The following is a 26,373-nucleotide window of genomic DNA, read 5'->3' on the forward strand; positions in this document are numbered from 1 at the left end:
TTGCGTCCCGGCGCCGGAGGCAGCCGGGCGCGGCCACCCGTCAACTCTTGTCTTGCGTCGCGTAGCTCGCCCGGCCGATGGCGAGCAGCGTGCCGCGCTCGTCGAACACGTCGACGTCGGAGACCCCGACGCTGCGGCCGTTGCGGCGCACCCTGGCGGTCACGACAAGTGCCGTGTCGACCGCGGGACGAAGATAATCGACGCGGAAATTGATGGTCGGCAGGCCGCGGCCGATCAGCATGATCAGAGCGAAATCGCCGACCGTGTCGATCACCGAGGCGATCGGACCGCCATGCCATTGGCCGGTGCCGGCGCCACGCTCGAGCTCGGGCCGGAACGGTGCGCGAATGGTGATCTCCTCGCGGTCGGGATCCGCCGAGATCACCTTCAGGCCCAGGAAAGCGCTGAACGGCGACGCGTCGAGCTTGGCCTGCAACTCATCGGCGGAGAGGGCAGGATTCGAACCCGCCTTGATCACGGGTGCTGCCTGCCCGGTCATGGCGTCACCACGACCTTGCCGATGACCTCGCGGTCCTCGATGACGCGCAGCGCCTCGGCCGCCTGGTCGAGCGGATAGGTCTTGTCGACCAGGGCCTTCAGCTTGCCCGAACCGATGAGCTCGAACAGCTCGCCGATGTCCTTCGGCTCCCAGCCGTTGGAGCCGAGGATCTGCAGCTCGAAGGTCCAGATGAAACGGATATCCTCGGTCGGCGCGAAGCCGGCGGTAGCGCCGCAGGTGAGCAGTCGTCCACCGAGGCGTAGCGCCCGCAGCGATTTCACCCAGGTGTCGCCGCCGGTGAAATTGACCACCACGTCGACGCCGCCGCTCTTGTCGTGGCGCCGCCGCTGCGGCTTGCCGTGGCGTTCGTGCACGACCTTGAGGAAGTCCTCGTCGCGATAGAGGATGATTTCGTCGGCGCCGAGCTCCAGCAGCCGATCCGCCTTTTCCTGCGAACCGGCGGCGGCGATGACATAGGCACCGGCGAGCTTGGCGAGCTGCACGCAGCAGACACCGACGCCGCCGCTGGCGCCGAGGATCAAGACCTTCTCGCCGGCCGTCACCTTGCCGATGGTGGTCATCATGCGCAGCGCCGTGCCATAGGCGACCGGTAGCGCCGCGGCCTGCTCGAACGACACGCCGTCGGGAATGCGGATCAACTGGTGCGCGCGCGCCCGGCAATATTCGGCGAGGCCGCCATTGACCGTCTCGCCCATCAGGCCGCCTTCGACCCGGTTGATCGGATCGACCAGAACCCGGTCGCCAACCGCCCAGCCGGTGACGCCGGCACCGATCTCGGTGATCTCGCCGACCACATCCAGGCCGATGATGACCGGCAGCGGGATCTTGATGCCCGGCATGCCGCGACGGGTGAACACGTCGTGGTAGTTGAGCGAGCTGGCGCGAACGCGCAGCACCACGTCACCCTCACCGGCGGTTGGCGTCGGGAAATCCGGCTCCAGACGAAGCTGGTCGAGGCCGCCATGTTCTCGCAAAACCACTGCACGCATATCGAAGAGCTTTCCTCAGTCGTCGCCGTCGCCCCGCACGGGAGCGTCGCCGATGACGCGGACAAGCCTTCTCCGGTCCGGGGCCCGAGGGCGTCCGGTGCGGATCGTCGTTTTGTCCTTGCGCATCGATCGACGAAACCGAGGCCGTATCGGCCTTCCGGGACGTCCAATAGAAGCCACCACAGCGACTGGAAGAGCCTGTCACCAGCCGCCTGCAATGTGGTCTTCAGTGTTCCGCCGAGGGTCCGTCATGTCAACCGGAATGTTCTTTTTGAAGAACGATACGGTCGTAGCGGATTGCACTCCCGGCGAACCGGGAGGGAGAAACAAAATCCGTGAATGATCGAAATTGGCCGATAATCTTGCAAAATTCACGAATGTGCGACGCGCAATCCGGTTCGCATCTCGGTGAAATGCGCATTTCGATCGGAACTGTCTCCCCGATCAGACATTTAAGGATCAAATCACTCCGGCGAGCCGTTCTTTAAAAAGTACGTTCTCTCACGCGAGCACAACGATCAGGTCGAGGCACGCGCCGCCAGCGCGAAGCCCATATCGATCCGGCGCGCGACGACGGGCGCGCCCTTCAACCGCGCGACGATGATCTCGGCCGCGCGCCGCCCGATCGCTTCGCGCGGAATGTCCAGGCCGGTCAGCGGCGGATCGAGGATCCGGCCGATCTCGTGATCGTCGAAACTGGCGATGGCGAGGTCGCCGGGAACCGCCAGACCGCGCTTCATCGCCTCGATCGCCAGAGCCACCGCGAGGACATCACCGGCGCCGAGGATCGCGTCGAAGGCGGGGCGCGCTGCCAGGATCCGGTCCATCAGCGCGGGCGCCTCGGCATAACCGCCGGGCGCCTCGAAAACCGCGTCCGGGGCCGCCGTGACACCGGCCGCGGCAAGCGCCGCGCGGAAACCGTCATGGCGGCTGCGCGCGCGGCTGGAGCGGGCGAGCGGCAGCGTGACGAAGGCGATGTTGCGGCGCCCCCGGTCGATGAGGTGGCGCGTCAGCGCGGCGGTCGCATCATGGTTGGAAAAGCTGACCACGGTATCGATCGGCACCTCGACGAGATCGCCGGTTTCGACGACGACCACGCCGGCCTGCCCGACCAGGCGCAGCATGCCGGCGTCGTGGCTGGTTTCATGCAGAACCAGTGCCGCCGGCCGCTGCCGCAGCAGTTCGCGCACCACGCGCGTCTCCTCCTCGGGCGAATAGGCGGCCTCGGCGACCGACAGAACAAAACCGTGGCGGGACAGTTCGCCGGACAGACCCCGCAGGATCGCCGTGTAGAGATTGTTGGTGAGCGAGGGCACGATGGCCGCCACCACATTCGAAGCCCGGCGCTTGAGCGCCGAGGCGATGCCGTCGGGGACATAGGCGATGTCGGCGGCGACCTGCTCGACGCGGCTGCGGGTTTCCGGCGCGACGCTGTCCGGCTCGCTGAACACCCGCGACACCGTCATGACCGAGACACCGGCGCGGCGCGCCACATCGGTCATGGTTGGTTTCTGTGACACCCGCGGGCCGCCTTGCTTGACATCGTCCAATTCCCGGATATTTTCCTATGTGAACGTTAACATCAAGAGTTCCAGCGACGCTGACCGGCCTTTCCCACCGCTTTCGCGGCGCGTCGAGGCAGAGCTCCGTCAGCCGGGGCCAAGGAGGAGACCTCATGATCTCGCGCCGCAGCCTGACCGCCGCGCTCGTCACGACACCGGCATTGGTTCGCCGCGCGCAGGCCGGCGCCGTCTGGCCGGAACGGCCGGTGCGGATCCTGATCCCCTTCGCGCCGGGCGGCGCCGCCGACACGCTCGCCCGCATCCTGTCGGAGAACTTCAAGGAGGAGGCACGCGGCCAGCCGCTGATCGTCGAGAACCGGCCGGGCGCCGGCGGCACGCTGGCCGCGGCCAGCACGGCCCAGGCGGCCGGTGACGGCCATACCTTGCTGATGGGCGACATCGGCGCCAACGCGGTGGCCGGCGCCCTGTTTCCCACCCTGCCCTATGCGATCGACAAGGCCTTCGTTCATGTCATTCATCTCGCCAACCTGCCCATGGCGATGATCGCGCACCCTTCGGTCGGCGGCGGCACGCTGCAGGGACTGATCGCGGCGGCGAAGCAGAAGCCCGGCGGCCTGAACTATGCCTCGGCGGGCCCGGGCGGCGCCTCCCACCTGATGATGGAACTGTTCAACCGGCTGGCCGGCGTGCAGATCCAGCACATTCCCTATCGCGGCGGCGGACCGGTGCTGCAGGCCGTGCTGACCAACGAGGTCCAGGTCGCCTTCTCCACCGTCTCCACCACCCGCCCCTTCATCGAATCGGGCGGCGTGCGCGCCATTGGCGTCGGCGGACGGAATGTCGTGCCGTCATTGCCCGAGGTTCGCCCCGTCGCCGACATCGTGGCCGGCTTCGAGGCCGAAACCTGGCACGGCATTCACGCCCCTGCGGCGGTGTCGCCCGACGTCGCGGCCGAGATCAACCGGGTGTTCAACGCCCTGCTCAAGCGCCCCGACGTGCTCGCCCGGATGGAGCAGCAATCGGCGATCGCAGTCGGCGGCAGCTCCGAAAGCTATGCCGCTTTCGTCCGCGGCGAGATCGACAAATGGAGCCGGGTGGTGCGGGATTCCGGCATCCGGATGACCAATTGACCCAATCCCGTCCGCTGATCATCACCGCCGCGCTGACCGGCGGCGGCCCGCGCAAAGGCCCGGCGCATCCGGTCACGCCGGCGGCCGTGGTCGGCGACGCCGTTGCCGCCTGGCGGGCCGGCGCGGCGATCGTCCACATTCACGCCCGGACAGAGGATGGCGGCACGACGATGGCGCCCGCGGCCTACCGGGCCATGGCCGAGGCCATCCGCGCCGAAGGTTGCGACGCGCTGATCGATATCAGCGCCGGCGATGACGGCGGCAAGGCCGATCACGTGGCGCGGCTCGCCGTCGTCGACGGCGGCGGCGACCTGATGACGCTCGCCGGCGGCCCGTTCAACCTGGGCGACCGGCTCTACGACAACGGCCCGGCCTTCATCGATCGCATGGCACGCGCCATCACGGCGACCGCGGCGAAACCGATCTTCGAAATCTTCGACACCGGCCAGATGGCGACGCTACACCGGCTGCTCGCCGACGGCGTCCTGGTTCCCCCGGTCCTGGTCGAATTCGTGATGGGCGTCCCCGGCGGCATGCCGGTCGATGCACGGCTCCTGCCGATCCTGGTCGAAAGCCTGCCCCTGGGCGCTCTCTGGTCGATCTCGATCCAGACCACCGATCCCGCGGCCTTCCGCGTGCTTCTGAAAAAGGCGATCCGGCTCGGCGGCCATGTCCGCACCGGACTGGAGGATCATATCTTCAATGCCAAGGGCGACCCGGCCGCCGGCAACGCCGCCATGGTCGCCGAGGTGGTGGCGCTCGCGGAGAGCTCCGGGCGAAGGGTCGCGACAGCCGCCGACACCCGCCAACTGCTGGGTCAAGCCGGCAAGGTTGGGCTTGTATTGGGTTCCAGCGCCTCTTCGGCCTCGTCCTCTTCCGGCAGAGCCTCGCCGTGAACCGGCAGTGGCGTGCCGATCCAGAACGGATTGACCAGATGGTCCCGCTTCGGATTGGTCGTGTTCGGGTGGACGAGAATGCTCAGGCCGCCATGGTTGAGCATCAGCCAGGGCACTAGCGAGCCGAACAGCTCGGTCGCGAAGGAGACCTGGTACATCGCTTCGGCGTGTGGGCCGACCTTGGCGTCGTGCCAGCGCCCCAGGCGCACCAGGAAGCGCTCACCGATCCACAGGCGAAGCTGTTCCGCCACCGCGCGTGTCGTTGCCGGATCATAATAGACATGGGCGTGATAGCTGGCGATTTCGGCGGCTGAACGCGGGCTCGCCGCGGCATCGGCTTGATCCATCGATGGCTCCTGTCGGCGACGGCCGGCCCACATGGTTCACGGTCCAACGGTGGACGGAAGTTTAATCGAAATCTCCGTCGCCGGACCATGCGCCTGAGCAAGGAAACGATCTCGCCGGCGCAAGCGATTGCTCCGATGGGCGTCATGTCCGGATCGCCGGAACAAGGCGGATGAGGTGGTGATGTCGGACACGGCCCCGTCCGGAGGCCCGCCCAGGTCTGCTCCCTGATCGCGCATCGCCGCCGCGAGCCATTCGCGAGCCGCTTCTGATCGATCAGGCGGCCAGCCGGGCGATCGGCAGATCGTTGACGATCTCGAACTTCCGCCGTGCAAGCTCGGCGAGGAAGGCCGTGGTGTCGTAATATTCCTCAGGCCCCCACACGCCCGGCCGCCGCTCTCCCGCCAGCAGCAGCTGGATGCCGATCGACATGCCCATCGACGTGCCGGGGTCGACGAAACCGGGGCGCGCGATCTGCGGACCGCCAAGGACGGCGCAGTTGACCGTGACCTTGCGGCCGTCCTTCTCGCCCTCGCCGACGGCAAGGTGCAACTCGTGGCCTTGCTGGGCCGGAATGCGGTCGCGCCGGCGCTCGATATTGCGGCGGATCAGGGCCTCGAGGAAGGCCAGCGGTTCGACCTTGACGCCGCGCACGTCGAGCGGGTCGTCGAAATCGCCGAAGCCGGCCTTGACCAGGCCGACCCAGGCCTCGTGCTCGCGCTGAGGGAGGTGCAATTTCCAGGTGAATTCGCGAATGCCCTTGTCGGCAATGCCTTCGGCGAAAGGCACGGTCAGGGGCTCGGAGTGCTGGGTATAGATGAAATCCGTGCGGCCGAAGGGCGCCGGCAGGTCCAACGTCTCCTTGCCGCTTTGCGGCGCCATGTCGCGCAAGGCGCCACCGAGGAACTGACGCGACGGATTGGCGTATTCGGCCAGGATGGTCGAGAGCGCATAGGGCGGCACCAGGACCGGATTCTCCTCGCCGATCAGCTTGGCGGCCCAGAACAGATTGATCCGGTCGACCCGGTCGAGACGGTCGGCGACCGCGCGGCAAATGACGTTGGAAATGCCGGGATCGGCGCCGAGGCCGAGCACCGCGGTGGCGCCGGCGCTTTGCCAGCTGGCGGCGCATTGCCGCTGCTTGACGGTGAAGACACCCATGCCGCCATAATCGACATAGGTTGTCCGTGCCGCGAGACAGGCGTCGAAAATGCGCATCTGGTGACCGGCGAAGGTCGGCACGGCGTTGACGCAGAGGTCGGCCTCGGCCAGCGCTGCCGCCAGTGCGCCGTCGTCGGCGACATCGATGGCGGCGGCCCGGCATTTGGGATCGTCGAGCGCCGCCACCAGTTGCCGGGCCTGGTCATGGGCGTGGTCGGCGACGATGATCTCCTCGAAGAGATGGCGGCCGGTTTCCAGGAGGTCCCGCACCGTGCCGCTCGCCATCGCACCCGCGCCGCCAAGCATCAATATCTTCATGTCGGTCACCAAAGTTCGCGCTCTTTGCCCGGCTTCGCCTCGAGGGCGCGCCGGGCGACAACGGAGCGTCGATATCAATTTTATAGTTGAATGTAAATTTATATTCGACTATTTTTGGAGCGTTCGGCGGGCCGGTCACACCCCGGCCGGTAGCCTGTCGCCCGGTCATTCAGCATAGTGGCCGGCACCAACTGTCCCCGCCAAGGGGATGACAGACCGGGAGCGGCCAGGACCGACATGGCGACAGCACGAATGAAACCCACCCTCGTTCCACCGGCGGCGCCTGCCGAGCCCGGGCTGCGCCTGCGCAAGAAGGCGAAGCAAAAGGCGGAGATTCTCGCCGCCGCGACCGAATTGTTTCGCAGCAACGGCTTCGAGGAAACCCGGATGGAGGATGTCGGCCGGCTCGCCGATGTCTCGCTGAAGACCGTCTATAATTATTTCCCGACCAAGCAGTCGATCCTGATCGAACTGGTCCGGGAAGACCGGATCCGCATGATGGCGCTCTACGAGGCGATCCTCGACGAGCCCCATGCCGATCTCGCCGAGGCGCTGGCCAGGCTCATCCGGGCCGATATCGGCGACGTGCTGACGCCGAACGACAAGAAATTGTGGCGCGAGCTGCTCGCCGCCGAGGTTCGCTCCTCCGTCGACAGCGCCGAGGAGTACCAGAAGAACCGCGAAATCTTCGGCGCCTATATTCGCAAGATGCTGCTCAAATTCCGCCGCGACGGCGTCCTGTCGAGCGCGGTCAGCATCACCATGGCGGTGGAACTGATCTATGCGATCCTAGCCTATAACTTCCGGATCTATTGCACCGCGCCCGACATGATGATCGACGACGTCGAGAAGAGCGTCCGCGCGCAGCTGCGGCTGCTGGTGACCGGCTGGACCGCGACCAAGCCGACAAAGGCCAGGCCCGCGGCGCGCGCCCCGCGCAAGTCGTCATGACCCGGCACCTCCTTATCGGTGGGACCTGGCGCGCCGCGCTCTCCGGCGCCAGCCTCGACGTGGTCGACCCGGCCACCGAAACGGTCATCGACAGCGTCGCCAATGGCGGTGAAGCCGATGTCGATCTGGCCGTCGCCGCCGCACGTGCCGCCTTCCCGGCCTGGCGCCGCACCAGCGCGTCGGACCGGGCAAGCCTGCTGACCGCCATCGCCGCCGGCATCGCCGCGCGACGGGATGAACTCGCCGCCATCGAGGTTCGCGACAACGGCAAGCCGTTGCCGGAAGCGCTCTGGGACATCGACGATGCCGCCGGCTGCTTCAGCTATTATGCCAAGCTCGCCGGCGAACTCGATGCACGGCAGGAGGTCGCGATTGCCCTGCCCGACGCGCGTTTCACCGCCTATGTCAGGCAGGAGCCGGTCGGCGTCGCCGGCCTGATCATTCCGTGGAACTACCCGCTGCTCATGGCCGCGTGGAAGGTCGCACCCGCTCTCGCCGCGGGCGCGACCTGCGTGCTGAAGCCATCCGAACTCACCCCGCTCTCGGCCCTCGCGCTCGGCGCCATCGCCAGCGAAGCGGGCCTGCCGCCCGGCGTGCTGAACATCGTCACGGGCGACGGCGCGACCGGCCGGGCGCTCAGCCGCCATCCCGGCATCGACAAGATCGCCTTCACCGGCTCGGTGCCGACAGGCGTCGCCGTGATGACGGCGGCTGCCCAGGACATCAAGAATGTCAGCCTGGAGCTCGGCGGCAAATCGGCCTTCATCGTGTTCGACGACGCCGATATCGACCAGGCGGTCGAATGGATCATGTTCGGCATCTTCTGGAACCAGGGCCAGGTTTGCAGCGCGACGTCACGCCTGATCGTGCAGGCCGGCATTGCGCCACGGCTGATCGAGCGCCTGGTCGCGGCGACCCGGACCATCCGCATCGGCAACGGCATGGACCAGGGCGTCCAGCTCGGCCCGCTGGTCAGCCGCGGCCAGCACGACAAGGTCATGCGCGCCGTGGCGCAGGCAAAGGCCGATGGTGCAAGGCTGCTGACCGGCGGCGGTCGCCCGCCCGGCATGGCGCGCGGCTTCTTCATGGAGCCGACGATCTTTGCCGACGTGCCCGAGACCTCGGCGCTCTGGACCGAGGAGATCTTCGGCCCGGTGCTCGCCATGCGCCGCTTCACCGAGGAGGACGAGGCCGTCGCCATGGCCAATGGCACGCGCTTCGGGCTCGCCGCGGCGATCATGTCCAACGACATCGCCCGCTGCGATCGCGTCGCCCGCGCGATGGAAGCCGGCATCGTCTGGATCAACTGCTCGCAACCGACCTTCACGGAGGCCCCCTGGGGCGGCGTGAAGCACAGCGGCATCGGCCGCGAACTCGGCCGCTGGGGCCTCGAAAACTACCTCGAAACCAAACAGGTGACGCGTTTCGACACCGCCCATACATGGGGCTGGTATCTCGGCCGGGACGCGTGAGATCGGACAAGCCGCCACGGCCGGGACAGTTGCCCGCCAACCGGTAGACTGAACTGTCTATATCTATGTGAATAAAATAATTCACTCGAATGTAAAAAATATGGACAGGCCGATTTCGGCATGCTCAGATCACCTCAGCCGACGGACGTGGCGCCGTCGCGCGATGGGTGAGTGAGCAGGCCGTGGATCGGGAGCCCCTGGGGCTCCCGACGTCTCCGCAGCCTGCCGGATCGCATCGCCGCGGCGGGCCGCAAACCCTGGATCGCAACGATCCGGGGATGCCGTTCGGCGCAGGCCTCATTCGCGCTGCCGGAAAGTCGGATCTCGCTCATGACAAAAATGGCTATCGAGGTTGGCGGGACATTTACCGACCTGATCTGGATCGAAGGCGCGGAGGTGCGCACGCACAAGGTTCCCTCGACCCCGCAGGACGCATCGGTTGGCGTCATCGCCGGCCTCGAGGAGGCGCTCGGCCAGCAATTGTCGGGCCTGACCGAGCTGTTTCACGGCTCGACCGTCGCGACCAATGCGGTGATCGAACGCAAGGGCTGCCGCACGGCGCTGATCACCACCGAGGGTTTCCGGGACATCCTGTCGCTGCAGCGCCAGCTTCGTCCCAATGTCTATGCCATCGCCTGCAAGAAGCCGGAGCCGTTGCTGGCGCCGCGGCAATGCGCCGAGGTCGTCGAAAGGCTGGACGCGACGGGGGCGGTCGTCACGCCGCTCGACGAGGCCGGCCTGGTCGCCACGCTCGACCTGCTGATGCGGCGCGAACGGCCGGAGGCGCTGGCGGTCTGCCTGCTGCATTCCTACCGCAACCCCACCCACGAGGAGCGGGTCCGCGAGCTGGTCGCCCGGCACTATCCCGATCTGCCGGTGGTGCTTTCGTGCGCCGTGCTGCCGACCTTCCGGGAATATGAGCGGGCGTCGACCACCGTCATGGCGGCCTATCTCGTACCGCTGGTCGGCCGCTATGTCGAGCGGCTCGAACGCCATCTCGCCGAACGCGCCGCGGGCAGCGACCTCTTCATCATGCAATCGTCGGGCGGCGTCCTGCCCAGCGCCGGCGCCCATCAGCGCGGCGTCGACATGCTCAATTCCGGTCCGGCCGCGGGCGTCATCGGCGCGGTCAAGGTCGCCGCGGTCATCGGCGACACCGAGGTGATCACACTGGATATCGGCGGCACCAGCGCCGACATCTGCCTGATCGCCGGCGGCGCCCCCGGCATCACCTCGGAAACCGAGGTCGACGGCCTGCCGGTCGGCCTGCCGAGCATCGACATCGCCAATATCGGCTCCGGCGGCGGCAGCCTCGCCTGGGTCGATCCCGGCGGCATGATGCAGGTCGGCCCGCGTTCTGCCGGCGCCCGGCCGGGCCCGGCCTGCTACGGCCATGGCGGCACGGTGCCCGCCGTCACCGACGCGCTGGTCAAGCTCGGCTGGATCCGGCCGCATCGCTTTCTCGGCGGCCGCATGACCTTGCTGGCCGATCGCGCGGAAACGGCCCTTCACGATTTCGGTGCGCCGCTCGGCCAGTCCGCGGCCGAGGCCGCCCAGGCGATGGTCGACATCGCCGCCGCCCATGTCAGCCAGGGGATTCGCCTGGTGTCGGTGCAGCGTGGCCACGACCCCAAGGACTATGCCCTCTACGGCTATGGCGGCATGGGCCCGATGATCGGCGCGCTGGCGGCGGCCGAATTGAAGATCAACCGGGTGGTGATCCCGCCCCATCCCGGCCTGTTCTCGGCGCTCGGCCTGCTGGTCGCCGATCTCAAGCGGATCTATCGCGAGACGCATTTCCTGCCGGCGACCGACGAGACCGTCGCCAGGGTCGCCGCGGTCTTCGCCGCGCTGCGCGGCCGCGCCGAGGCCGAGTTCGCCGCCTTCGACCGGGCGCCGGAGGACGTGGTCTTCGAGCATGCGCTGGAGATGCGTTACCAGGGCCAGGGTTTCGAACTGCTGGCACCGATCGATCTGCGGCAACTCGCAAGCGGCGGCGCGGACTATCTGCACACGGTGTTCCGGGCTGCGCATCAGGCGCGCTACGGGGCGGTGTCCTATGCCGATCCGATCGAGATCGTGACCTTCCGGCTGGTCGCGGAGGTCCGCACCTCCGGCGAGGTCCTCGGCGCCCTGACCAGCGGACGCGCTTTGCCCCAGGCCGCGCCCGAGCTCGAAGGTGGCGAGATCCTGTTCCGCGGCAAGACCATCGCCTGCCGGTTCGCCTGGCGCGAGAGCCTGCCGGCCGGCTTCGTCCTTGCCGGCCCCGCCATCATCGAGGAGCCGACCGCAACCACGCTGGTGCCGCCGGGCTGGAGCGCCCGGGTCGATACCACCGGGGCCCTCATCCTCTCGCCGGAGGCACAGCCGTGAGCGCCAAGCTGCCGCAAGCCACGTTCAACATCATCAGCCACGGCCTGCACGGCATGGCGCAGGAAATGGGCGAGAAGCTGGTCCGCTCGGCCTATTCGACCATCATCCGCGAAGCGCGCGACTGCTCGACCTCGTTCCTCGACCGCAACGGCCGGATCATCGCCCAGGCGCAGTTCTGTCCGATCCACATGAATTCGTTCGGCAAGGTCTTCGAGGCTTTCGCCAGGCGCTACGATCTCTCGACCATCCGGCCGAACGAGGGCCTGATCACCAACGACCCCTATAGCGGCGCCCAGCACCTCAACGACATCGTGCTGTTCACGCCGGTGTTCTACCGCGAACGGCTGGTGGCGTTCAGCGCTTCGCTCGGCCACCACATCGACGTCGGCGGCGGCGCCGCCGGCCCGAATGCCGGCGCCGCCGATGTCTTCTCGGAAGGCCTGCGCATTCCCTTGAGCCGCTTCGACCTCGACCGCGACCTGGGCGACGGCCTGCTCGAGCAGTTCATCCGCATCAATGTGCGCCCGCCCGACCAGGTGATGGGCGACATCTATGCCCAGCTCGCCGCCAACCGGACGGGCGCGGCGCGCTTCATCGAAATGCTCGACCGGTTCGGCGAGGACACCGTGCTCGCCGCCGCGGAGGAGCTGCAGGACTATTCGGAACGGCTGGCGCGCGACGCCATCCGCGCCATTCCGGACGGGGTCTATGAGGGCGAGGACTTCGTCGACGACAACGGCTTCTCGGACGAACCGCTGCGGGTGGCGGTCAAGGTCACGGTGTCGGGCGACACGCTCGACATCGACATGGCCGGCAGTGCGCCGCAGACCAAGGGCATGATCAACTCGCCGCTGGCCTCGACCATTTCGGCGGCCTATGGCGCCTTCGCCATGGTGCTGGGCGGCGGCCGCATTCCCGTCAATGACGGCCTCTACCGACCGATCCGCAGCGTCGACGTGCCCTATGGCTCGTTCCTCAATCCGAGCCAGCCGCTGGCGGTCCGGGCCCGCAACAATGCCTGCCACCGCGTCTACAACGCCATCATGCTGGCGATGTCGAAGGTGGTGCCGCTGCAGGTTCTGGCGTCGGGCCACGACACCACCAATGCGATCGGCATGGGCCATATGGGCAGCGATCGCTACCGCGTCTACATGGAGGTGGTCGGCGGCGGCTGGGGCGCTTCCGCCGGCGCCGACGGCGCCGATGTCGTCGACGGCTATGTCGGCAACTGCTCGAACGTGCCGGTGGAATCGCTGGAGGCCGATTATCCGTTCATGCGGGTCGAGGAATATGCGCTGCGCCGCGGGTCGGCCGGCGCGGGGACCCATCGCGGCGGCCTCGGCGCCCGGCGGGTCTACCGGATCCTCGACGACGGCGTCACCTTCAACAGCTATTCCGATCGCTTCCGCATCCGGCCCTGGGGCCTGTTCGGCGGCGAGGCCGGAGCGCCCACGCAATTCCTGGTCGAACGCGACGGCCAGGAAATAAGCCTGGCATCGAAGGGCAATGTCACGCTCCGGCGCGGCGACCGCCTGATCATCGAAACGGCGGGCGGCGGCGGCTACGGCCGGCCCGAGGAGCGGCCCGCCCACCTGGTCGACCTGGATATCGAAAACGGCCTCGCCGTCGCCGAAAAGCGCGGCTGAACACCGTCAGCACGACGCCAGGACGCCGCTTCGACCTTGACGGCCAACGCGCCGTCAAAGCCGGCGCCCCGGCTCTCACAGGCCCCAGCCCTCAACGGCCAGCGTGAACTGGCCGCGCCGCGAAAGGATACCCGATGGGACGTTCATATCGGACATGCAGCCTGGCCGCCGCGTTCGTGACCGCGGCCCTGTGGTGGCCTCAACCAGCCGAGGCCCGGATCGACAAGCCGGTGATCCGCATCGGCGTTCTCAACGACATGAGCGGCCCCTATGCCGATCTCGGCGGCAGCGGATCGGTGCTGGCCGCCCAGATGGCGGTCGAGGACCTGGGCGGCAAGGTCAATGGCGTGCCGGTCGAGGTGATCGCCGCCGACCATCAGAACAAGCCCGATATCGGCACCCAGATCGCGCGCCGCTGGTTCGACCAGGACGGCGTCGACGCCATTGCCGACGTGCCGGTGTCCTCGGTCGCCCTGGCCGTGCAGGAGATTGGCCGGCAGGCCCGGCGCATCACGCTGATGCAGGGATCGACGTCGGATCTGACCGGGCGTGCCTGCTCGCCCTACAGCACCGCCTGGCAGGACGACACCTATGCCTATTCCCGCGCGACCTCGCAAAGCGTGGTCACCGGCGGCGGCAGGACCTGGTTCTTCATTGCCGCCGACTATGCCTTCGGCCAGGCGCTGGAACGCGACGCCTCGGCTTTCATCCGGCAGGCCGGCGGCAGTGTGCTCGGCACCGTCAGGCATCCGATCAATGTCGGCGACATGGGATCCTACCTGCTCCAGGCCCAGGCTTCGAAAGCGCAGGCCGTCGGCCTCCTGAACGGCGGCTCGGACCTGATCAATTCGATCAAGCAGGCCAATGAATTCGGCCTGGCGGCGGCGGGCCAGAAGATCGTCGGCTTCCTTGTCTATCTCACCGACGTCCACAGCCTGGGGCTGGAGGTCACCAAGGGCCTCATCCTGTCCGAAGGCTTCTACTGGGATCAGAACGACGAGGCGCGCGCCTGGTCGCGGCGCTTCCACGCCCGAACCAACCGCATGCCGACCAAGGAACAGGCCTCGGTCTACGCCTCCGTCGTTCATTACCTGAAGGCGGTGGCCAGCGCCGACACGGTCGATGCCGATCGCGTCGCCGAAGCCATGCGCCAGTTGCCGGTCAATTATTTCGGCCATGCCGGGTCGATCCGGATCGACGGCCGGGTGATCTACCCGCTGACCATCTATCAGGTGAAGGCGCCGTCCGAGAGCCGCGCACCCTGGGACTATTACAAGCCGATCGGCGAGGTCGCGGCCGACCAGGCGTTCAGGCCGCTCGCGGAAGGCGGCTGCAGCCTGGTGCGCTGAGCCAGGGCGCGTTCCCCGACAGGAAGACCATCCACCCGGGGCCGGCGGCAGGTCGCGCAGCGATCCGCCGCCGGCCGTTTGATTCCAGCGAAGTTGCGCCCGCCGGCCTGACCACTTCCCCGGCCTTCGGCGCCCGCGCCGACACGCCTGAGGCCGAGCCGGCCACCCTTGGGCTCACTGGCCGCGGCCGGTGCCGTGACATGCCGGTTGACGTTGGGTAGAAATGCCGCCAAAATTGGTACCAATTTTACACCCAATGCTCAGGCGGGACTTCCGAGGCCATGGCGAACCTGAAGGACGTCCCGACATCAGAAGGTTCGACGCCGCTCAGAACACGCCTGCTGCAGGACGGCGAGCCGGCCCATGCCCCGCTCACGCGCAAGCTCAGGCGCGACATCCTGTATGGCCGCTGGGTCGCCGGCCAATGGCTGAAGCAGATCGATCTCGAACGCCATTACGATGCCGGCCGGTCTCAGGTCAGGGCCGGCCTTGCCGAGATGACCAGGCTCGGCCTCATCGTCCATGAAATGAACCGGGGCTATCGGGTCACGTCGCCGGATCCGGTCGTCGTGGCCGAGATGCGTGCGACGCGCAGCGTGCTGGAAGCCTCGACCGTCGAAGGCATCCTGGCACGCATCAAACCCGCCGATGCCGCGGCCCTGCGCGACCTCGCCGAGCGGTTTTCCGCGGCGACGGAGGGCGATGATTTCGAGCTGCTCTACGCGCTCAACCACGACTTCCACCTGGGCATGTATGCCCTGTGCGGCAATCAATTCCTGGCCGAGCTGATCGCCGAGCTGAGGGCGCGCGGCCTCGCCGGCGGCACCGGGCGCTGGAATTCGCCGTCCGGCCTCGCGGCGACCGCCGCCGAGCACCTCGCCATGATGGACGCCATCGACGCTGGCGACGCCGCGCGGCTCGGCGCGCTCATCCGGCAGCACGTCACCGCTTTCTGATCCCGCCCCCTCCCCGCTCGCCTTCGCGAAATTTCCGGAGCCTCCCCATGACCGAGACCGCAGCCAGTGAATTGCAGAGCCGGGGCAAAGCTCTCTACGACTTCGGCAATACCATCCTCTATGCCAGCCGCAGCGACCCGCGCTTCTCCTGGTGCCTCTATGTGCCGCCGGACATTCATGAACCGGGACCGCGCCCGGAACTGATCGTCTCGATGCACGGCACCGGGCGCAATGTCGCCGACTATCGCAACTGGTTCTCCGAGTTCGGCCGCTGGAACCGCTGCGTCATCCTGGCGCCGCTGTTTCCGGCCGGCGTGCGCGGCGACGGCGACCGTGACGGCTACAAATACATGCTCGACGGCGACATCCGTTACGACCGCGTGGTGCTCGACATGGTCGACGAGATCTCCGAGCGCTATGGCCTCAGCTTCCCGCGCTTCGCGCTGTGGGGCTTTTCCGGCGGCGGCCATTTCACCCACCGCTTCATGCTGCTGCATCCGCAACGCCTGTGGGCGGCGTCGATCGGCGCTCCCGGTTCGGTGACGCTGCTCGATCCCGAGCGCGACTGGTGGGTCGGCACCCGCGACATGCACAAGCTGTTCGGCATCGCCCCCGATATCGACGCCATGCGCCAGGTCGCCGTGCATATGGTGGTGGGTGGCGCCGACCGGGAAACCTGGGAGATCACCCACAAACCCGGCGCGAAGCGCTGGATGGAGGGCGCCAACGATGCAGGCGCGACGCGGCCGGACCGGCTGGAGACGCTCAAGCGCAATTTCGAAGCGCTCGGCATCGACGTGACGCTGGAGATCGTGCCGGGTGTCTCCCATGACGGCCAACGCATCGCGCCGCGCGCCCAGGACTTCTTCGCACGCCGATTGCGCGTCATGCGCGCCGCGACGGCGGCCAGCGCGTGAGCGCAGCCAGGCGAAAAACGCAGACGAATCAACCCTCTCCCAAGGGGAGAGGGTCAGTTCGCCTGTGCGCCGCCGACCACGTCTTGGTTGTGTACTGCAAGGTCTGCCAAGAAGGGCGACCAGGATGACTGGTCATGCCGCCGCACCAGCCGCTCTTGCTCGCGCTACATCGTCCTGCCCGGGCTTCGCCCGGACACCCACGACTTGCTTGTCCCAAGATCGACCAGCGCAAGACACTCCGCAGGACGCTCACCTCGCCGCGGGTGTCTCGACCGCCGCCGCGAGAAGCTCCGCCGACGGCCGGTAGCGGTCCCGCAGTTGCCCCTTCAGCACCGGCAGCGAGCTCTCCTCGAAAGCCTCGATCGTATCCCTGATATCGGCGAGCTTGACCTGGATCGCGGCCCGGTTGCCGCTCGCCACCACGCCCCTGATGTAATCGAGATAGATGGCGTTGTCGGCCGGCGTGATCGCCTCGAAATCGCGGAAGTAATTGCCGTGGGGCGGCGGCGTGGTCAGTTCGATGATCGCGATCGCTTCCGGCTGGAGACCGATGCTCTCCAGAAAACCCCGGCCCTTGCCGCCGGCCATCAGCGCATCATGCATGATCGCGGCCTCGATCTGGGCGCGGCTGGCCTCGGGATTGCGGAAGATCAGCCGCAGCGCGACGCGCTCGAAATGCTGGTACCAGGGCCGGCCGATACGATCGAGCACGCCGCGATGCTCCTCCTCGACCAGCTTCAGGCGGTCGGAATACCAGGCTTCGGTCGGGATCAGGCTCATGGATGCTCTCCTGTCTGGGCATTGGCGTCGACGGTGGCGGCGGACATGCGGATGTCGGCGTCGATGCGATTGCGCTCGGCGAGCGAGCGGGATCCGGCGACCCGTTCCGCCTCGGCCTGGACCAGCTCGACCAGCGGGCGCTGGCCGGTCTCCCAGGCGTCGAGCGCGGCTTCGATCGAAGCCGCGTCGCTGAGCCGGGCGGCGAGTTCGACCGCGCTCAGCATGCCGACGCTGGCACCCCGGCCGAGACTTGAAGGCATGCCGTGGGCGGCGTCGCCGATCACCGCGGCGCGCCCCCTGGACCATCGCTCCAGCCGAATCATGCCGTAGCGGTCGTAGCGGGCGCTGGTGCCGGGTTGGGCCAGTAGCGGCTGCAGTTCGGGAAAGGCGCGCGACCAATAGTCGATCGCGATCGGCAAGGCCGAGGCCTTATCGTCACCGACCGCCGACATCAGGCAGAGATAGCAATGCCGCGGACTGCAAGGCGAATAGAGAATGCGCAGGGCGGTTTCGCCATAGTGCCAGAAATCGATTGTCCGGTCCCATTGGGCGCCGACCAGGACACGACGGTCGAGCAGCACCCGGATCAGGCCGTCGTCGTAACGAAAGCGGCGGCCGGGGATGCCGAGCGAGGCCGGAATGGCGGAGCCGACACCATCGGCCGCGACCACCAGATCGGCCTTGCGGCGGCTGCCATCGGCAAGATCGAGATAGCCCTCCGCGCCGGCGGCGACCACTTTGGACCCGAACAGGATCTCGGCGCCGGCGCGACGCGCCGCCGCGGCGAGCGTTCCGTGCAGGTGATTGCGCAACATGGTCCGGACATTGGGATCCTCCGGCTCGACGGATAACTGCCGGCCGTCGACGCGCAGTTCGAGCCCCGCCGGGGCGAAGGCGCCCGCGAGGATATCGTCCCATATGCCGAGCCGGCGCGCCGCCTCCGCGCCGTCTTCGCGCAAATAGAGCCCGCCCCCGGTGGACCGCAACTCGGCGGCACTTTCATGCACGCGCACGGTCCAGCCGGCCTGGGCCAGCGCAGCCGCGAGCGTCAGCCCGGTAATGCCGGCGCCGGCGATTTCAACATGGCGTTCAACCATCACGATGCCTGTCCAAATTCCTTGCTGCGGCGGGTCCGCGACGATCCGCGCGTCCATCCGAACTGTGGCTCCAATAACATGTTATGACAACATGATATGCTCCAATTTTTCGCATCACCACGACGTTGGATTGTGCAAAACTTTTGGCAAAATCGGATTTAATTGCGTAATATCATATACTTATGAAAATAAGATCCGATGCACAAATCTCTTGCTATGAGAATTTATATCTTGTCATATGATGATATCAGATAGGATATGTGATGAACGACACCACGCTGCAACTGGTTTCGGCGCCGCTGTATCGGCAGGTCGAGGAGCACCTGACGCGGCAGATCTATGACGGCGCCTTCGCGCCGGGATCGCTGCTGCCCTCGGATATCAGGCTGTGTCAGCAATATGGGGTCAGCCGGATCACCATCCGGCACGCCATCGACAATCTGGTGAGCAACAATCTGGTGCGGCGCCAGCAAGGCGTCGGCACCTTCGTCATCGGCCCCGACGAGGCGGTGAAGACGGCCAGCCTGATCGGCTATATCGACGACATTCACCCGCACCTGGATCTCAAGCTGATCGAGGCGGTGCGGCGCGCGCCCCCCGCCAGCCTTGCCCGCGCCATGGGCCTGTCCGTCGACCAGGAGTGCCAGTGCTATGTCAGCGTCAATCACGCCGGCAAGGGGCCGCTGTCCTATATCTCGGCCTATTTCCCCGACGAGAATGCCCGCTTCATCGCCAAGGAGGATTTCTCCGGCCGGACGCCGTCGGCGCGTCTGGTCGAAATGCGCAGCGGCAAGGCTTTCGCTTATGCCGAGCAGACCATGGGCGCGGCGGCCGCGCCCGCGCATGTCGCGCGTGAGCTCGGGCTCGCCGCCGGCCATCCGGTGATGCGCATGGAGCGCGTCTATTTCGCCACCGACGGCACCGTCCTGGACGCGACCGAATGCTACTACCACCCGCAGCGTTACCAGTATTCGGTGCGCCTGGTGCCGCGCGCCAACACCACCCCGCGTCAGGTGCAGATCCCATGATCACGGGCACCCGCCGCGCCATTCCCGACCAATGAAGTGAAAGACCGGCCCGCCGCGCCCCTGGCCCGGCCGGCCGATCCCCGGCGACTGGAAGGACGACGACCATGAACAGGACTGGAATGGTGAGCCGCCGGCGTTTCGGCCGGTGGATGCTGGGCGCCTGCGCGGCGCCCTATCTCGCGGCGAGCCCCGCACGCGCACAGGCCAAACGCCTCTCGGTGGTGGTCTCCGCCGTCTACAAACGCTCTTTCGATCGCTTCATCGTGCCGAAGATGAAGGAGCTCCACAATGTCGACGTCGCCGCCTCGGCCCTGCTCAGCTCGGAGGCGCTGGCGCGCAGCATCGCGCAACGCGCCAGTCCGCAGATCAGCCTGCTGACGCTCGACCAAGGACCCTGGCTGCAGGGCAAGGATCTCGGCCTCTGGGCCAGGCTCGACCAGGGGATGGTCGGCAACCTCGCCGATATCCCGGTGGCCTACAAGGATCCGGACGGACGCGGCTCATCGCTGTTCAGCAACCTGACCGTGCTGGTCTACGACGCCGATGCGGTGAAGGCGGCGGGCCTGCCGGCGCCGGCTTCCTTCTTCGACCTCTGGGCGCCGGGCTATCGCAACCGCATCTCCATTCCGCAATTCACCAACACCTATGCCTTCGCGACGCTGGCACGCACGACCAGCCTGCTCGGCGGCGACCCCGCCACATCCTTCGACATCGGCTTCGCCAAGATGAAGGAGCTGAAGCCTAACGTGCGCACCTTCATGGGACCGCTCGGCCAGGTCATCCAGATGTTCCAGCAGAAGGAAATCTGGCTCGCCTTCGTGCCGCATTTCTCGGCGATCCAGTCAGCCGCCAACGGCCTGCCGGTCCGCTGGGCCGAGCCCAAGGAGGGCGCCGTCGCGACCTCTCACTACCTGGCCATCCCCGAGAATGCGCCGAACCGGGACGAGGCGCAGAAACTCGCCAATCTCATGCTGTCGCCGGAGAACCAGAAGTTCATGGCGGAGACCGACTCGATGGGGCCGGTCAACACCCGGACGCGGCTCGATCCCGCCGTCGCCGGCAACTTCCCCTCGGCCGAGGCGGTCGCCAAGGCCGCCCAGGTGCCATGGGCCGAATATAACAAGCACCGCGTCGCGCTCGCCGAGCGCTGGCAGCGCGAAATCCAGCAATAGGCCTGACCGCATGACCAGATCTCGGGGAGACACCGAGGGCGCGCTCGATTTGCGCGCCCTCAGGAAATCGTTCGGCGGCATCGACGTCCTGAAAGGGGTCAGCATCAGCGCGGGACATGGCGAGTTCGTCTCGCTGGTCGGTCCGTCCGGTTGCGGCAAGACGACGACGCTCAATATCATCGCCGGCTTCGAGCGCCCCGATCAGGGCGATGTCCTGCTCGGCGGCCGCTCGATCGTCGACATTCCCTCCTATCGCCGCGAGCTCGGCATGGTGTTCCAGAGCCATGCCCTGTTCCCGCATATGACCGTGTTCGACAATGTCGGCTTCGGCCTCGCCATGCGCCGCACGGCCAAGGCCGAGATCATCAGGCGTGTCGGCGCGGCGCTCGAAATGGTCCATCTGACCGGCTTCGAGAAACGCTATCCGCGCGAGCTGTCGGGCGGCCAGCAGCAGCGCGTCGGCATCGCCCGGGCGCTGACCGTCGAGCCGCGCGTCATCCTGATGGACGAACCGCTGAGCAGCCTCGACGCCAAGCTCCGGCGCGAGATGCAGGTCGAGCTCCGCCGCATCCAGCAGGCGGTCGGCATTACCGCGATCTATGTCACCCATGACCAGGAGGAGGCGCTGACGCTCTCCGACCGGATCGTGCTGATGAACAAGGGCGCGATCGAACAGGCCGGCCGGCCCGAGGAGATCTATTCGAAACCAGCGAGCGAATTCGTCGCGGCCTTCATCGGCGAGGCGACATTCTTCGACGGCACAGCGGTCGAAACCACGGCCGGCCGCGCGCGCATTCGCCTCGACGGCGGTGCGCTGGTCGAGACCTCCACGGGCCATGCGCTTCCCCCTGGCCGGCCGTTGCGGCTGGCGGTCAGGCCGGACCGGGTGCGCCTGCGGCGGCGCGCCGACGAAACGGTCGACGGCATCACCGGCACCGTCGCCGCGCGGGCCTTTGTCGGCCCGTTCGTGCGCCATGTCGTTGCGCTGGCCAATGGGCGGGAGCTGCAGGTCCAAACGCCCGCCTCGGCGGACGATCTGCCGAGCGAAGGCGACCTGGTCGTCGCCGCGATCAAGCCTGAGGACTGGCTGGTCTTCGATGCCGCACGGGGTACCGCATGAGCCGGGCCATAGCCCTCCTCGGCCGCACCACGCTCGGCCTGCCGATCGCCCTGCTGCTCGGCGTGTTCTTCCTCGCTCCGATGGCGATGGTGCTGCAGCTGGCCTTCCGCCCCTATGACGCCCACGCCCTTGTCGGTACCGCCCTGACGCTGAAGAATTTCGGCCGCTTCTTCGGAGATCCGGACTATCTCTGGGCCTTCGGGCGGACACTCGGCATTTCCGCGGCGACCACGGTCCTGTCCATGATGCTCGGCTATCCCGTCGCCTGGCACCTGCACCGGGTGCGCTCGGGCACGGCCAGGCTCTGGCTCACCATGATCGTGCTGCTGCCGCTGATGGTCAGCCTCGTCGTGGCGTCCTTCGCCTGGGTCCTGCTGCTCGGCAATAACGGGGTGATCAATGCCGGCCTGATCAGGCTCGGATTGATCGGCGAGCCCTTTCATTTCCTGAACACGATGACCGGCGTGATCATCGTCGGCACCTTCAGCAGCCTGTCCTATCCGATCCTGACGACATTCGCGGCGCTCGAGAACATTCCGCCGGATCTCGCCCGCTCGGCGCGCATCCATGGCGCGAACGAGGCTCAGGTCTTCGGCCGGGTGATCCTGCCGCTCAGCCTGCCCGGCGTGATCTCCGGCGGCCTGATCGTCTTCGCTCTCAACATGGCCGCTTTCGTCATCCCCTTCCTGATCGGCGGCGGGCGGGTCAGCGTGGTGCCGCTGATGATCTACCAGTTCACCCTGCAACTGTTCGACTGGCCCGGCGCGGCGGCGCTCGGCGTCCTGCTCTTCGCCCTGACGCTCGCCACGAGCTGGGCGATCGCCGCGCTGGCGCAGCGCCTCATGCCCTGGGAGCGGCCCTGATGGACATGGTCTTTCGTATCGCGGCCTGGTTCACCTATGGCCTGCTGCTGCTGCCCATCGTGCTGGTGACCGGCGCCTCGTTCACCGCCGGCGGCTATCTGACCTTTCCACCGGAGGGCCTGTCGCTGCGCTGGTGGCGGGTGATGGTCGCCGATCCCGACATGGCCAATGGCTTCCTGATCAGCTTTCGGGTCGCCCTGCTCACCTTGGTGCTGTCGGTGCCGATCGGCGCTCTCGCCGCCATCCAGCTGAGCCGGTTGAGCCCGATGTTGCGGACCTGGCTCACCGCGGTCTTCGCGGCGCCGCTGAGCGTGCCGCTGGTGCTGACCGGTTTCGCGCTTCTGGTGTTCTTCACCCAGGTCGGCCTGCTCAACGAAACCGGGCTGGTGATCGGCCATACCGTCATCGCCGTGCCCTATGTGCTGCGATCGGCGCTGGTCAGCATGTCGCTCTCCGATCCATCGCTGCCGCGCTCGGCCGCGATCCACGGCGCGGCGCCCTGGCAGGTCATCTGGCACGTCACCTTGCCCTTGCTGCGGCCAGGCCTGATCTCGGGCGGGCTCTTCGCCTTCCTCGCCTCGATCAACAATATCGTGGTCTCGGCCTTCCTCGCCCAACCGGGCGACAACCCGCTGCCGGTGGTCATCTTCAGCCGGATGGAAAACCTCGCCGAACCTTCCGCCGCGGCGGCCAGCGCGGCGGTGATCATGCTGACCGCGCTGCTCTGCCTGGTGCTGGAGCGCCGCTACGCATTGTTCCGCTCGCTCGCCGGCCGCTGAGGCCGGCGCCGGATCAGGCCTCCAGCGCCAGCACGGCGAAGCTCGCCAGCCAATGCTCGCCCATATAGTCGCCGGCGATATGCGGCAGGCCGCTCGCCAGGTGACCTTCGGCGGCCGTGCCGGCAATGACGCGGCGCTGGTCATCTTCCGGCAGAGCCGCGGCGATCGCGCGCCAGCACCAGGCGCGGCTGAGGTTCAAGCCGTCGAGATGGGCGATCTTGCCGTCCGAGCGGTCGCTGACCGAGGCCGGCCGGAACAGGGTCGCCGGTTCGCTCCACGCCAGCCGCGGCAGGAACCGGTCGAACCAGGGCAGGAACTCTTGCGCCGGCAACAGGCGGCGCATGCATTCGGCTTCGATCAGGGCCGAGGACTGGAAATCGTCGCCGCTCGGCTCGCCCCAGGCCGGGCAGTCGACATCGGCGCCGTACCAGCGCCGGCCGGTGTCACGCAGCAGTTCCGCCAACGGCTCATCCTCGGTCACGGCGGCATAGTCGGCCGCCATCCTGAGGCCGAAGGCGGTGTTGAAATGGGTGCCGACACGCACCGGATAGGTCGCGAGCGGCAGGAAGTCGCGGAACCGCTGCGCGAAGATCTCGGCGAGCGGCGCCAGCGTATGCGCCCAGCGCTTGTCGTCATGCAGGTTCAGCTCCTCGGCGAGCTTCAACAGCCAGCCCCAGCCATAGGGCCGCTTGAAGCCCCGCGCCGTCGGCGCCGCCAGATAGGCGCATTCGACCGCGACCTTGTCGGCGACGAACTGGGCGTCGAACAGGGCGCGGATGTCGCTTGCCGCGGGCATGGCCGGGAAGCGCCGGAGCAGATGCGCCAGCATCCAATAGCTGTGCACGCAGGAATGCCAGTCATAGCTGCCGTAGAACACCGGGTGCAGCGCGCTCGGCGTCCGGGCGTCCGCCGGCCCCGCCAGCACATGATCGGGCTTGTTCGGATATTCGCGGCAGACATGGCCGAGCGCGATGGTGGCGAAGCGCTGGGCGAGATCGGAGGTCAGGGTCAGTCGTTCCATCGTCATTTCCTATCATGGCCGGAGGCCGGCCGGAGCAGCGATTTCCCCGACAGCCAGGGTCCGGCCGCCTGCAGCAGGCGCGGCAGCAGATAGATCGGCAATTGGGTCGCGGCGAAATAGAGCGCCATGCGCGGACTGGCGGCCGAGCCGAGCGCGGACCAGACCAGGCCGACATTGCGGTTGCCGAGGACAAGGCCGACGGTCAGTCGCTCCCGCAGAGAGCCCGGCAGAACCAGAACCCCGCCGAACTGCAGCGCGATATTGCAAACGAAGGCCAGCACCAGGCATGCGAGCGCCATCGACATCTCGGTTTCGACCTGGGCACGGACACCCGCCATGGTCCCCAGCGCGAAGACCAGCAGCGCGGTCACCACGATGCCGTCGACGGCCTTGCCATGGGCCGTCAGGAACGCACTGCCGTAGCGCCTCAAGATGAGCGCGATGCCTTCGGCTCCGCCAATCAGCAGCGCCAGCTTGAGCGCCAATGCCAGCGGGCTGATCGCGAGGCCACCGAACCAGCCCGCCAGAAGCGGCACGGTCAGCGGTGCGAGCACCATGCACAGGAAGGTGACGACCAGCGGCACGGCACCATCCAGCCCGAGCATGCGCGCCACCGCCGCCGTACCGCTCGATGGCGGAGCCGATACGGCGAGAACGAGCGCCAGCACGAGCTCCCCATCGAGACCGGCGAGACACGCGAGGGTGCCGATCAGGATCGGGCAGGCGATCATGGCGACGACCGGCAACAGCACCGCTTGTGACGGGCGCCGGATCACGGCGGCCATGGCCGACACATCGACCCGAAGCAATGTCCCGAGAACGATGAGGAAGATCATGGCGGGCATGAGCGGGGCCGCCCATTCGGCCAGTATCGGAAAACCCAGCCCCAGCATGACACCGAAGGCCAGCAATGTGGGTCCTTGCGGCAGGAACTGGAGAAATGAAGGCATGCGCACCACCCGCTGACATCGACGGCGCACGATAGGAAGGCGAAACATCATCTTGGAAATCGATTGTTGCTATGAGCATAATTGCCTCAATGAATTTAGCTGCAGTCGATCTGAACCTGCTGGTCGCGTTCGAAGCGCTCCTGGACGAGCGCCATGTCACGCGCGCGGGCCAGCGCGTGGGCCTGGCGCAACCGTCGATGAGCAGCGTGCTGACCCGGCTGCGCGCGCTGTTCGATGACGAGCTGTTCGTCCGGACGGCTCGCGGCATGCAGCCCACGGCGCGCGCGCTGGCTCTGGAGCAGCCGGTCAGAGAAGCGCTCAACCAGATGCGGAGAGTGCTGGCACCGGAAACGATCTTCGATCCCGGCACCGCGCGGCATCGCTTCACCATCGCGGCAACCGATTATGGCGATCTCGTCGTCCTGCCCGCCATCATCGGGATGCTGCGGCGGGAGGCGCCGGGTATCGACCTCACGGTGCGGCCGATTACCGATGCGGGCGAAAGTCTCGCACGGCTGGAGCGCGGCGAGATCGATCTCCTGATCGGTGGCCATTTGCCGGAGTCGTCGCAGACGCTGCGCCGGGCCTTGTTCGAAGAGCGGTTCGTCTGCATCCGGAGCAGGGGCGCGAGCGGCCTGCTCGAGCCCGCCGACTATGTGGATCTGCCGCATGCGCTGTTCTCATCGGCGGGCGGCGACGGCGCGCCCGGCGCGGTCGACGCGATGCTGGCCGCGCATGGCCTCAAGCGCCGGATCGCCGTTACGCTTCCCCATGTGGTCGCAGTGCCGTTCGCGGTCGCCGGCAGCGACCTGGTCGCCACCATGGCCGAGCGCATCGCCATGCGTTTCGCGGCCGCCGCCGGCGTGGAGGTCGTCCCCTTGCCCTATGACGTGCCAGCCTTCACCGTCGACATGGTCCTCGGCCGCCGCGCGCCATCGCATCCTGCAATGCGATGGCTGATCGAACACCTCGTCCAGACCTGCCGGACGATCTGACATTGCCCCTGGCGCGATTGCG

The 26,373-nt window shown here is 67.3% G+C and carries 24 protein-coding genes; 15 read left to right on the plus strand and 9 right to left on the minus strand.

From position 1 onward, the window contains the following. Window positions 1-40: 40 nt before the first annotated feature. The 3 genes from AC07WJ_RS23245 to AC07WJ_RS23255 all read right to left on the minus strand — a co-directional run bounded on the left by AC07WJ_RS23245 (window position 41) and on the right by AC07WJ_RS23255 (window position 3,011). The gene (locus tag AC07WJ_RS23245) at window positions 41-499 is read right to left on the minus strand and encodes a PaaI family thioesterase (RefSeq protein WP_494937045.1); all 459 of its coding nucleotides are present in this window, start codon (window positions 497-499) and stop codon (window positions 41-43) included. Next, window positions 496-1,509, minus strand: coding sequence for a quinone oxidoreductase family protein (locus AC07WJ_RS23250; protein WP_494937046.1), 1,014 nt, complete (start codon window positions 1,507-1,509; stop codon window positions 496-498). Before AC07WJ_RS23250 ends, AC07WJ_RS23245 begins: the two co-directional genes overlap by 4 nt. 518 nt (window positions 1,510-2,027) lie before the next feature. Then, window positions 2,028-3,011: a LacI family DNA-binding transcriptional regulator gene (locus tag AC07WJ_RS23255; protein WP_494937047.1), complete on the minus strand. Its 984-nt coding sequence runs from the start codon at window positions 3,009-3,011 to the stop codon at window positions 2,028-2,030. Between the two features lie 173 nt (window positions 3,012-3,184). Between AC07WJ_RS23255 and AC07WJ_RS23260 the strand changes: the two genes are divergently transcribed. Further along, a complete protein-coding gene (locus AC07WJ_RS23260) occupies window positions 3,185-4,162 on the plus strand; it encodes a Bug family tripartite tricarboxylate transporter substrate binding protein (RefSeq protein ID WP_494937048.1) in 978 nt (325 codons plus the stop codon). Beyond that, window positions 4,159-5,058, plus strand: a complete 900-nt coding sequence (locus AC07WJ_RS23265; protein WP_494937049.1) for a beta-keto acid cleavage family enzyme — start codon at window positions 4,159-4,161, stop codon at window positions 5,056-5,058. Before AC07WJ_RS23260 ends, AC07WJ_RS23265 begins: the two co-directional genes overlap by 4 nt. Here AC07WJ_RS23265 and AC07WJ_RS23270 read toward each other — a convergent pair. Together AC07WJ_RS23270 and AC07WJ_RS23275 are read right to left on the minus strand one after the other, a co-directional pair. Next, complete coding sequence (locus tag AC07WJ_RS23270) at window positions 4,980-5,405, minus strand: DOPA 4,5-dioxygenase family protein (RefSeq protein ID WP_494937050.1); 426 nt, start codon at window positions 5,403-5,405, stop codon at window positions 4,980-4,982. The genes AC07WJ_RS23265 and AC07WJ_RS23270 overlap by 79 nt on opposite strands. Before the next feature lie 274 nt (window positions 5,406-5,679). Beyond that, window positions 5,680-6,882: a saccharopine dehydrogenase family protein gene (locus AC07WJ_RS23275; protein ID WP_494937051.1), complete on the minus strand. Its 1,203-nt coding sequence runs from the start codon at window positions 6,880-6,882 to the stop codon at window positions 5,680-5,682. Window positions 6,883-7,134: 252 nt separating this feature from the next. On the opposite strand from AC07WJ_RS23275, the gene AC07WJ_RS23280 reads away from it, so the two are divergent. The 7 genes from AC07WJ_RS23280 to AC07WJ_RS23310 all read left to right on the plus strand — a co-directional run bounded on the left by AC07WJ_RS23280 (window position 7,135) and on the right by AC07WJ_RS23310 (window position 16,546). Further along, window positions 7,135-7,833 carry a TetR/AcrR family transcriptional regulator gene (locus AC07WJ_RS23280; RefSeq protein ID WP_494937052.1) on the plus strand — a complete coding sequence of 233 codons (699 nt, stop codon included), beginning with the start codon at window positions 7,135-7,137 and terminating at the stop codon, window positions 7,831-7,833. Beyond that, the gene (locus AC07WJ_RS23285; RefSeq protein ID WP_494937053.1) at window positions 7,830-9,305 is read left to right on the plus strand and encodes an aldehyde dehydrogenase family protein; all 1,476 of its coding nucleotides are present in this window, start codon (window positions 7,830-7,832) and stop codon (window positions 9,303-9,305) included. Before AC07WJ_RS23280 ends, AC07WJ_RS23285 begins: the two co-directional genes overlap by 4 nt. A gap of 330 nt (window positions 9,306-9,635) precedes the next feature. Further along, window positions 9,636-11,678: a hydantoinase/oxoprolinase family protein gene (locus tag AC07WJ_RS23290; protein WP_494937054.1), complete on the plus strand. Its 2,043-nt coding sequence runs from the start codon at window positions 9,636-9,638 to the stop codon at window positions 11,676-11,678. Next, window positions 11,675-13,324 (plus strand): hydantoinase B/oxoprolinase family protein, encoded by a 1,650-nt coding sequence (locus tag AC07WJ_RS23295; RefSeq protein ID WP_494937055.1) that lies wholly within the window; start codon window positions 11,675-11,677, stop codon window positions 13,322-13,324. The genes AC07WJ_RS23290 and AC07WJ_RS23295 overlap by 4 nt, the downstream gene beginning before the upstream one ends. Window positions 13,325-13,458: 134 nt before the next feature. Then, the gene (locus AC07WJ_RS23300) at window positions 13,459-14,673 is read left to right on the plus strand and encodes an ABC transporter substrate-binding protein (protein WP_494937056.1); all 1,215 of its coding nucleotides are present in this window, start codon (window positions 13,459-13,461) and stop codon (window positions 14,671-14,673) included. 281 nt (window positions 14,674-14,954) lie between these two features. Further along, the gene (locus AC07WJ_RS23305) at window positions 14,955-15,629 is read left to right on the plus strand and encodes a GntR family transcriptional regulator (RefSeq protein ID WP_494937057.1); all 675 of its coding nucleotides are present in this window, start codon (window positions 14,955-14,957) and stop codon (window positions 15,627-15,629) included. A 47-nt stretch (window positions 15,630-15,676) separates the two neighbouring features. Further along, window positions 15,677-16,546 (plus strand): alpha/beta hydrolase family protein, encoded by an 870-nt coding sequence (locus AC07WJ_RS23310; protein ID WP_494937058.1) that lies wholly within the window; start codon window positions 15,677-15,679, stop codon window positions 16,544-16,546. 249 nt (window positions 16,547-16,795) lie between these two features. Here the strand turns inward: AC07WJ_RS23310 and AC07WJ_RS23315 are convergent, their stop codons facing one another. Beyond that, complete coding sequence (locus AC07WJ_RS23315) at window positions 16,796-17,326, minus strand: hypothetical protein (RefSeq protein WP_494937059.1); 531 nt, start codon at window positions 17,324-17,326, stop codon at window positions 16,796-16,798. After that, window positions 17,323-18,423 (minus strand): FAD-dependent oxidoreductase, encoded by a 1,101-nt coding sequence (locus tag AC07WJ_RS23320; protein ID WP_494937219.1) that lies wholly within the window; start codon window positions 18,421-18,423, stop codon window positions 17,323-17,325. The genes AC07WJ_RS23315 and AC07WJ_RS23320 overlap by 4 nt, the downstream gene beginning before the upstream one ends. A 263-nt stretch (window positions 18,424-18,686) precedes the next feature. Between AC07WJ_RS23320 and AC07WJ_RS23325 the strand changes: the two genes are divergently transcribed. The 5 genes from AC07WJ_RS23325 to AC07WJ_RS23345 all read left to right on the plus strand — a co-directional run bounded on the left by AC07WJ_RS23325 (window position 18,687) and on the right by AC07WJ_RS23345 (window position 23,385). Next, window positions 18,687-19,451 carry a GntR family transcriptional regulator gene (locus tag AC07WJ_RS23325; protein ID WP_494937060.1) on the plus strand — a complete coding sequence of 255 codons (765 nt, stop codon included), beginning with the start codon at window positions 18,687-18,689 and terminating at the stop codon, window positions 19,449-19,451. A 104-nt stretch (window positions 19,452-19,555) separates the two neighbouring features. After that, the gene (locus AC07WJ_RS23330; RefSeq protein ID WP_494937061.1) at window positions 19,556-20,623 is read left to right on the plus strand and encodes an ABC transporter substrate-binding protein; all 1,068 of its coding nucleotides are present in this window, start codon (window positions 19,556-19,558) and stop codon (window positions 20,621-20,623) included. Between the two features lie 10 nt (window positions 20,624-20,633). Next, on the plus strand, window positions 20,634-21,743 hold the full coding sequence (locus AC07WJ_RS23335) for an ABC transporter ATP-binding protein (protein ID WP_494937062.1): 1,110 nt from the start codon (window positions 20,634-20,636) through the stop codon (window positions 21,741-21,743). Beyond that, window positions 21,740-22,606, plus strand: a complete 867-nt coding sequence (locus AC07WJ_RS23340) for an ABC transporter permease (RefSeq protein ID WP_494937063.1) — start codon at window positions 21,740-21,742, stop codon at window positions 22,604-22,606. Before AC07WJ_RS23335 ends, AC07WJ_RS23340 begins: the two co-directional genes overlap by 4 nt. Then, window positions 22,606-23,385: an ABC transporter permease gene (locus tag AC07WJ_RS23345; RefSeq protein WP_494937064.1), complete on the plus strand. Its 780-nt coding sequence runs from the start codon at window positions 22,606-22,608 to the stop codon at window positions 23,383-23,385. Before AC07WJ_RS23340 ends, AC07WJ_RS23345 begins: the two co-directional genes overlap by 1 nt. A 13-nt stretch (window positions 23,386-23,398) precedes the next feature. Here the strand turns inward: AC07WJ_RS23345 and AC07WJ_RS23350 are convergent, their stop codons facing one another. Both AC07WJ_RS23350 and AC07WJ_RS23355 read right to left on the minus strand, forming a co-directional pair. Continuing rightward, window positions 23,399-24,412, minus strand: a complete 1,014-nt coding sequence (locus AC07WJ_RS23350; RefSeq protein WP_494937065.1) for a DUF2891 domain-containing protein — start codon at window positions 24,410-24,412, stop codon at window positions 23,399-23,401. Continuing rightward, the gene (locus AC07WJ_RS23355) at window positions 24,409-25,356 is read right to left on the minus strand and encodes a hypothetical protein (protein ID WP_494937066.1); all 948 of its coding nucleotides are present in this window, start codon (window positions 25,354-25,356) and stop codon (window positions 24,409-24,411) included. Before AC07WJ_RS23355 ends, AC07WJ_RS23350 begins: the two co-directional genes overlap by 4 nt. Window positions 25,357-25,427: 71 nt before the next feature. On the opposite strand from AC07WJ_RS23355, the gene AC07WJ_RS23360 reads away from it, so the two are divergent. Next, window positions 25,428-26,351 carry a LysR family transcriptional regulator gene (locus AC07WJ_RS23360; protein WP_494937067.1) on the plus strand — a complete coding sequence of 308 codons (924 nt, stop codon included), beginning with the start codon at window positions 25,428-25,430 and terminating at the stop codon, window positions 26,349-26,351. Window positions 26,352-26,373 lie beyond the last annotated feature (22 nt).

Source organism: Phreatobacter sp. GW821-FHT04C01 (assembly GCF_059420385.1).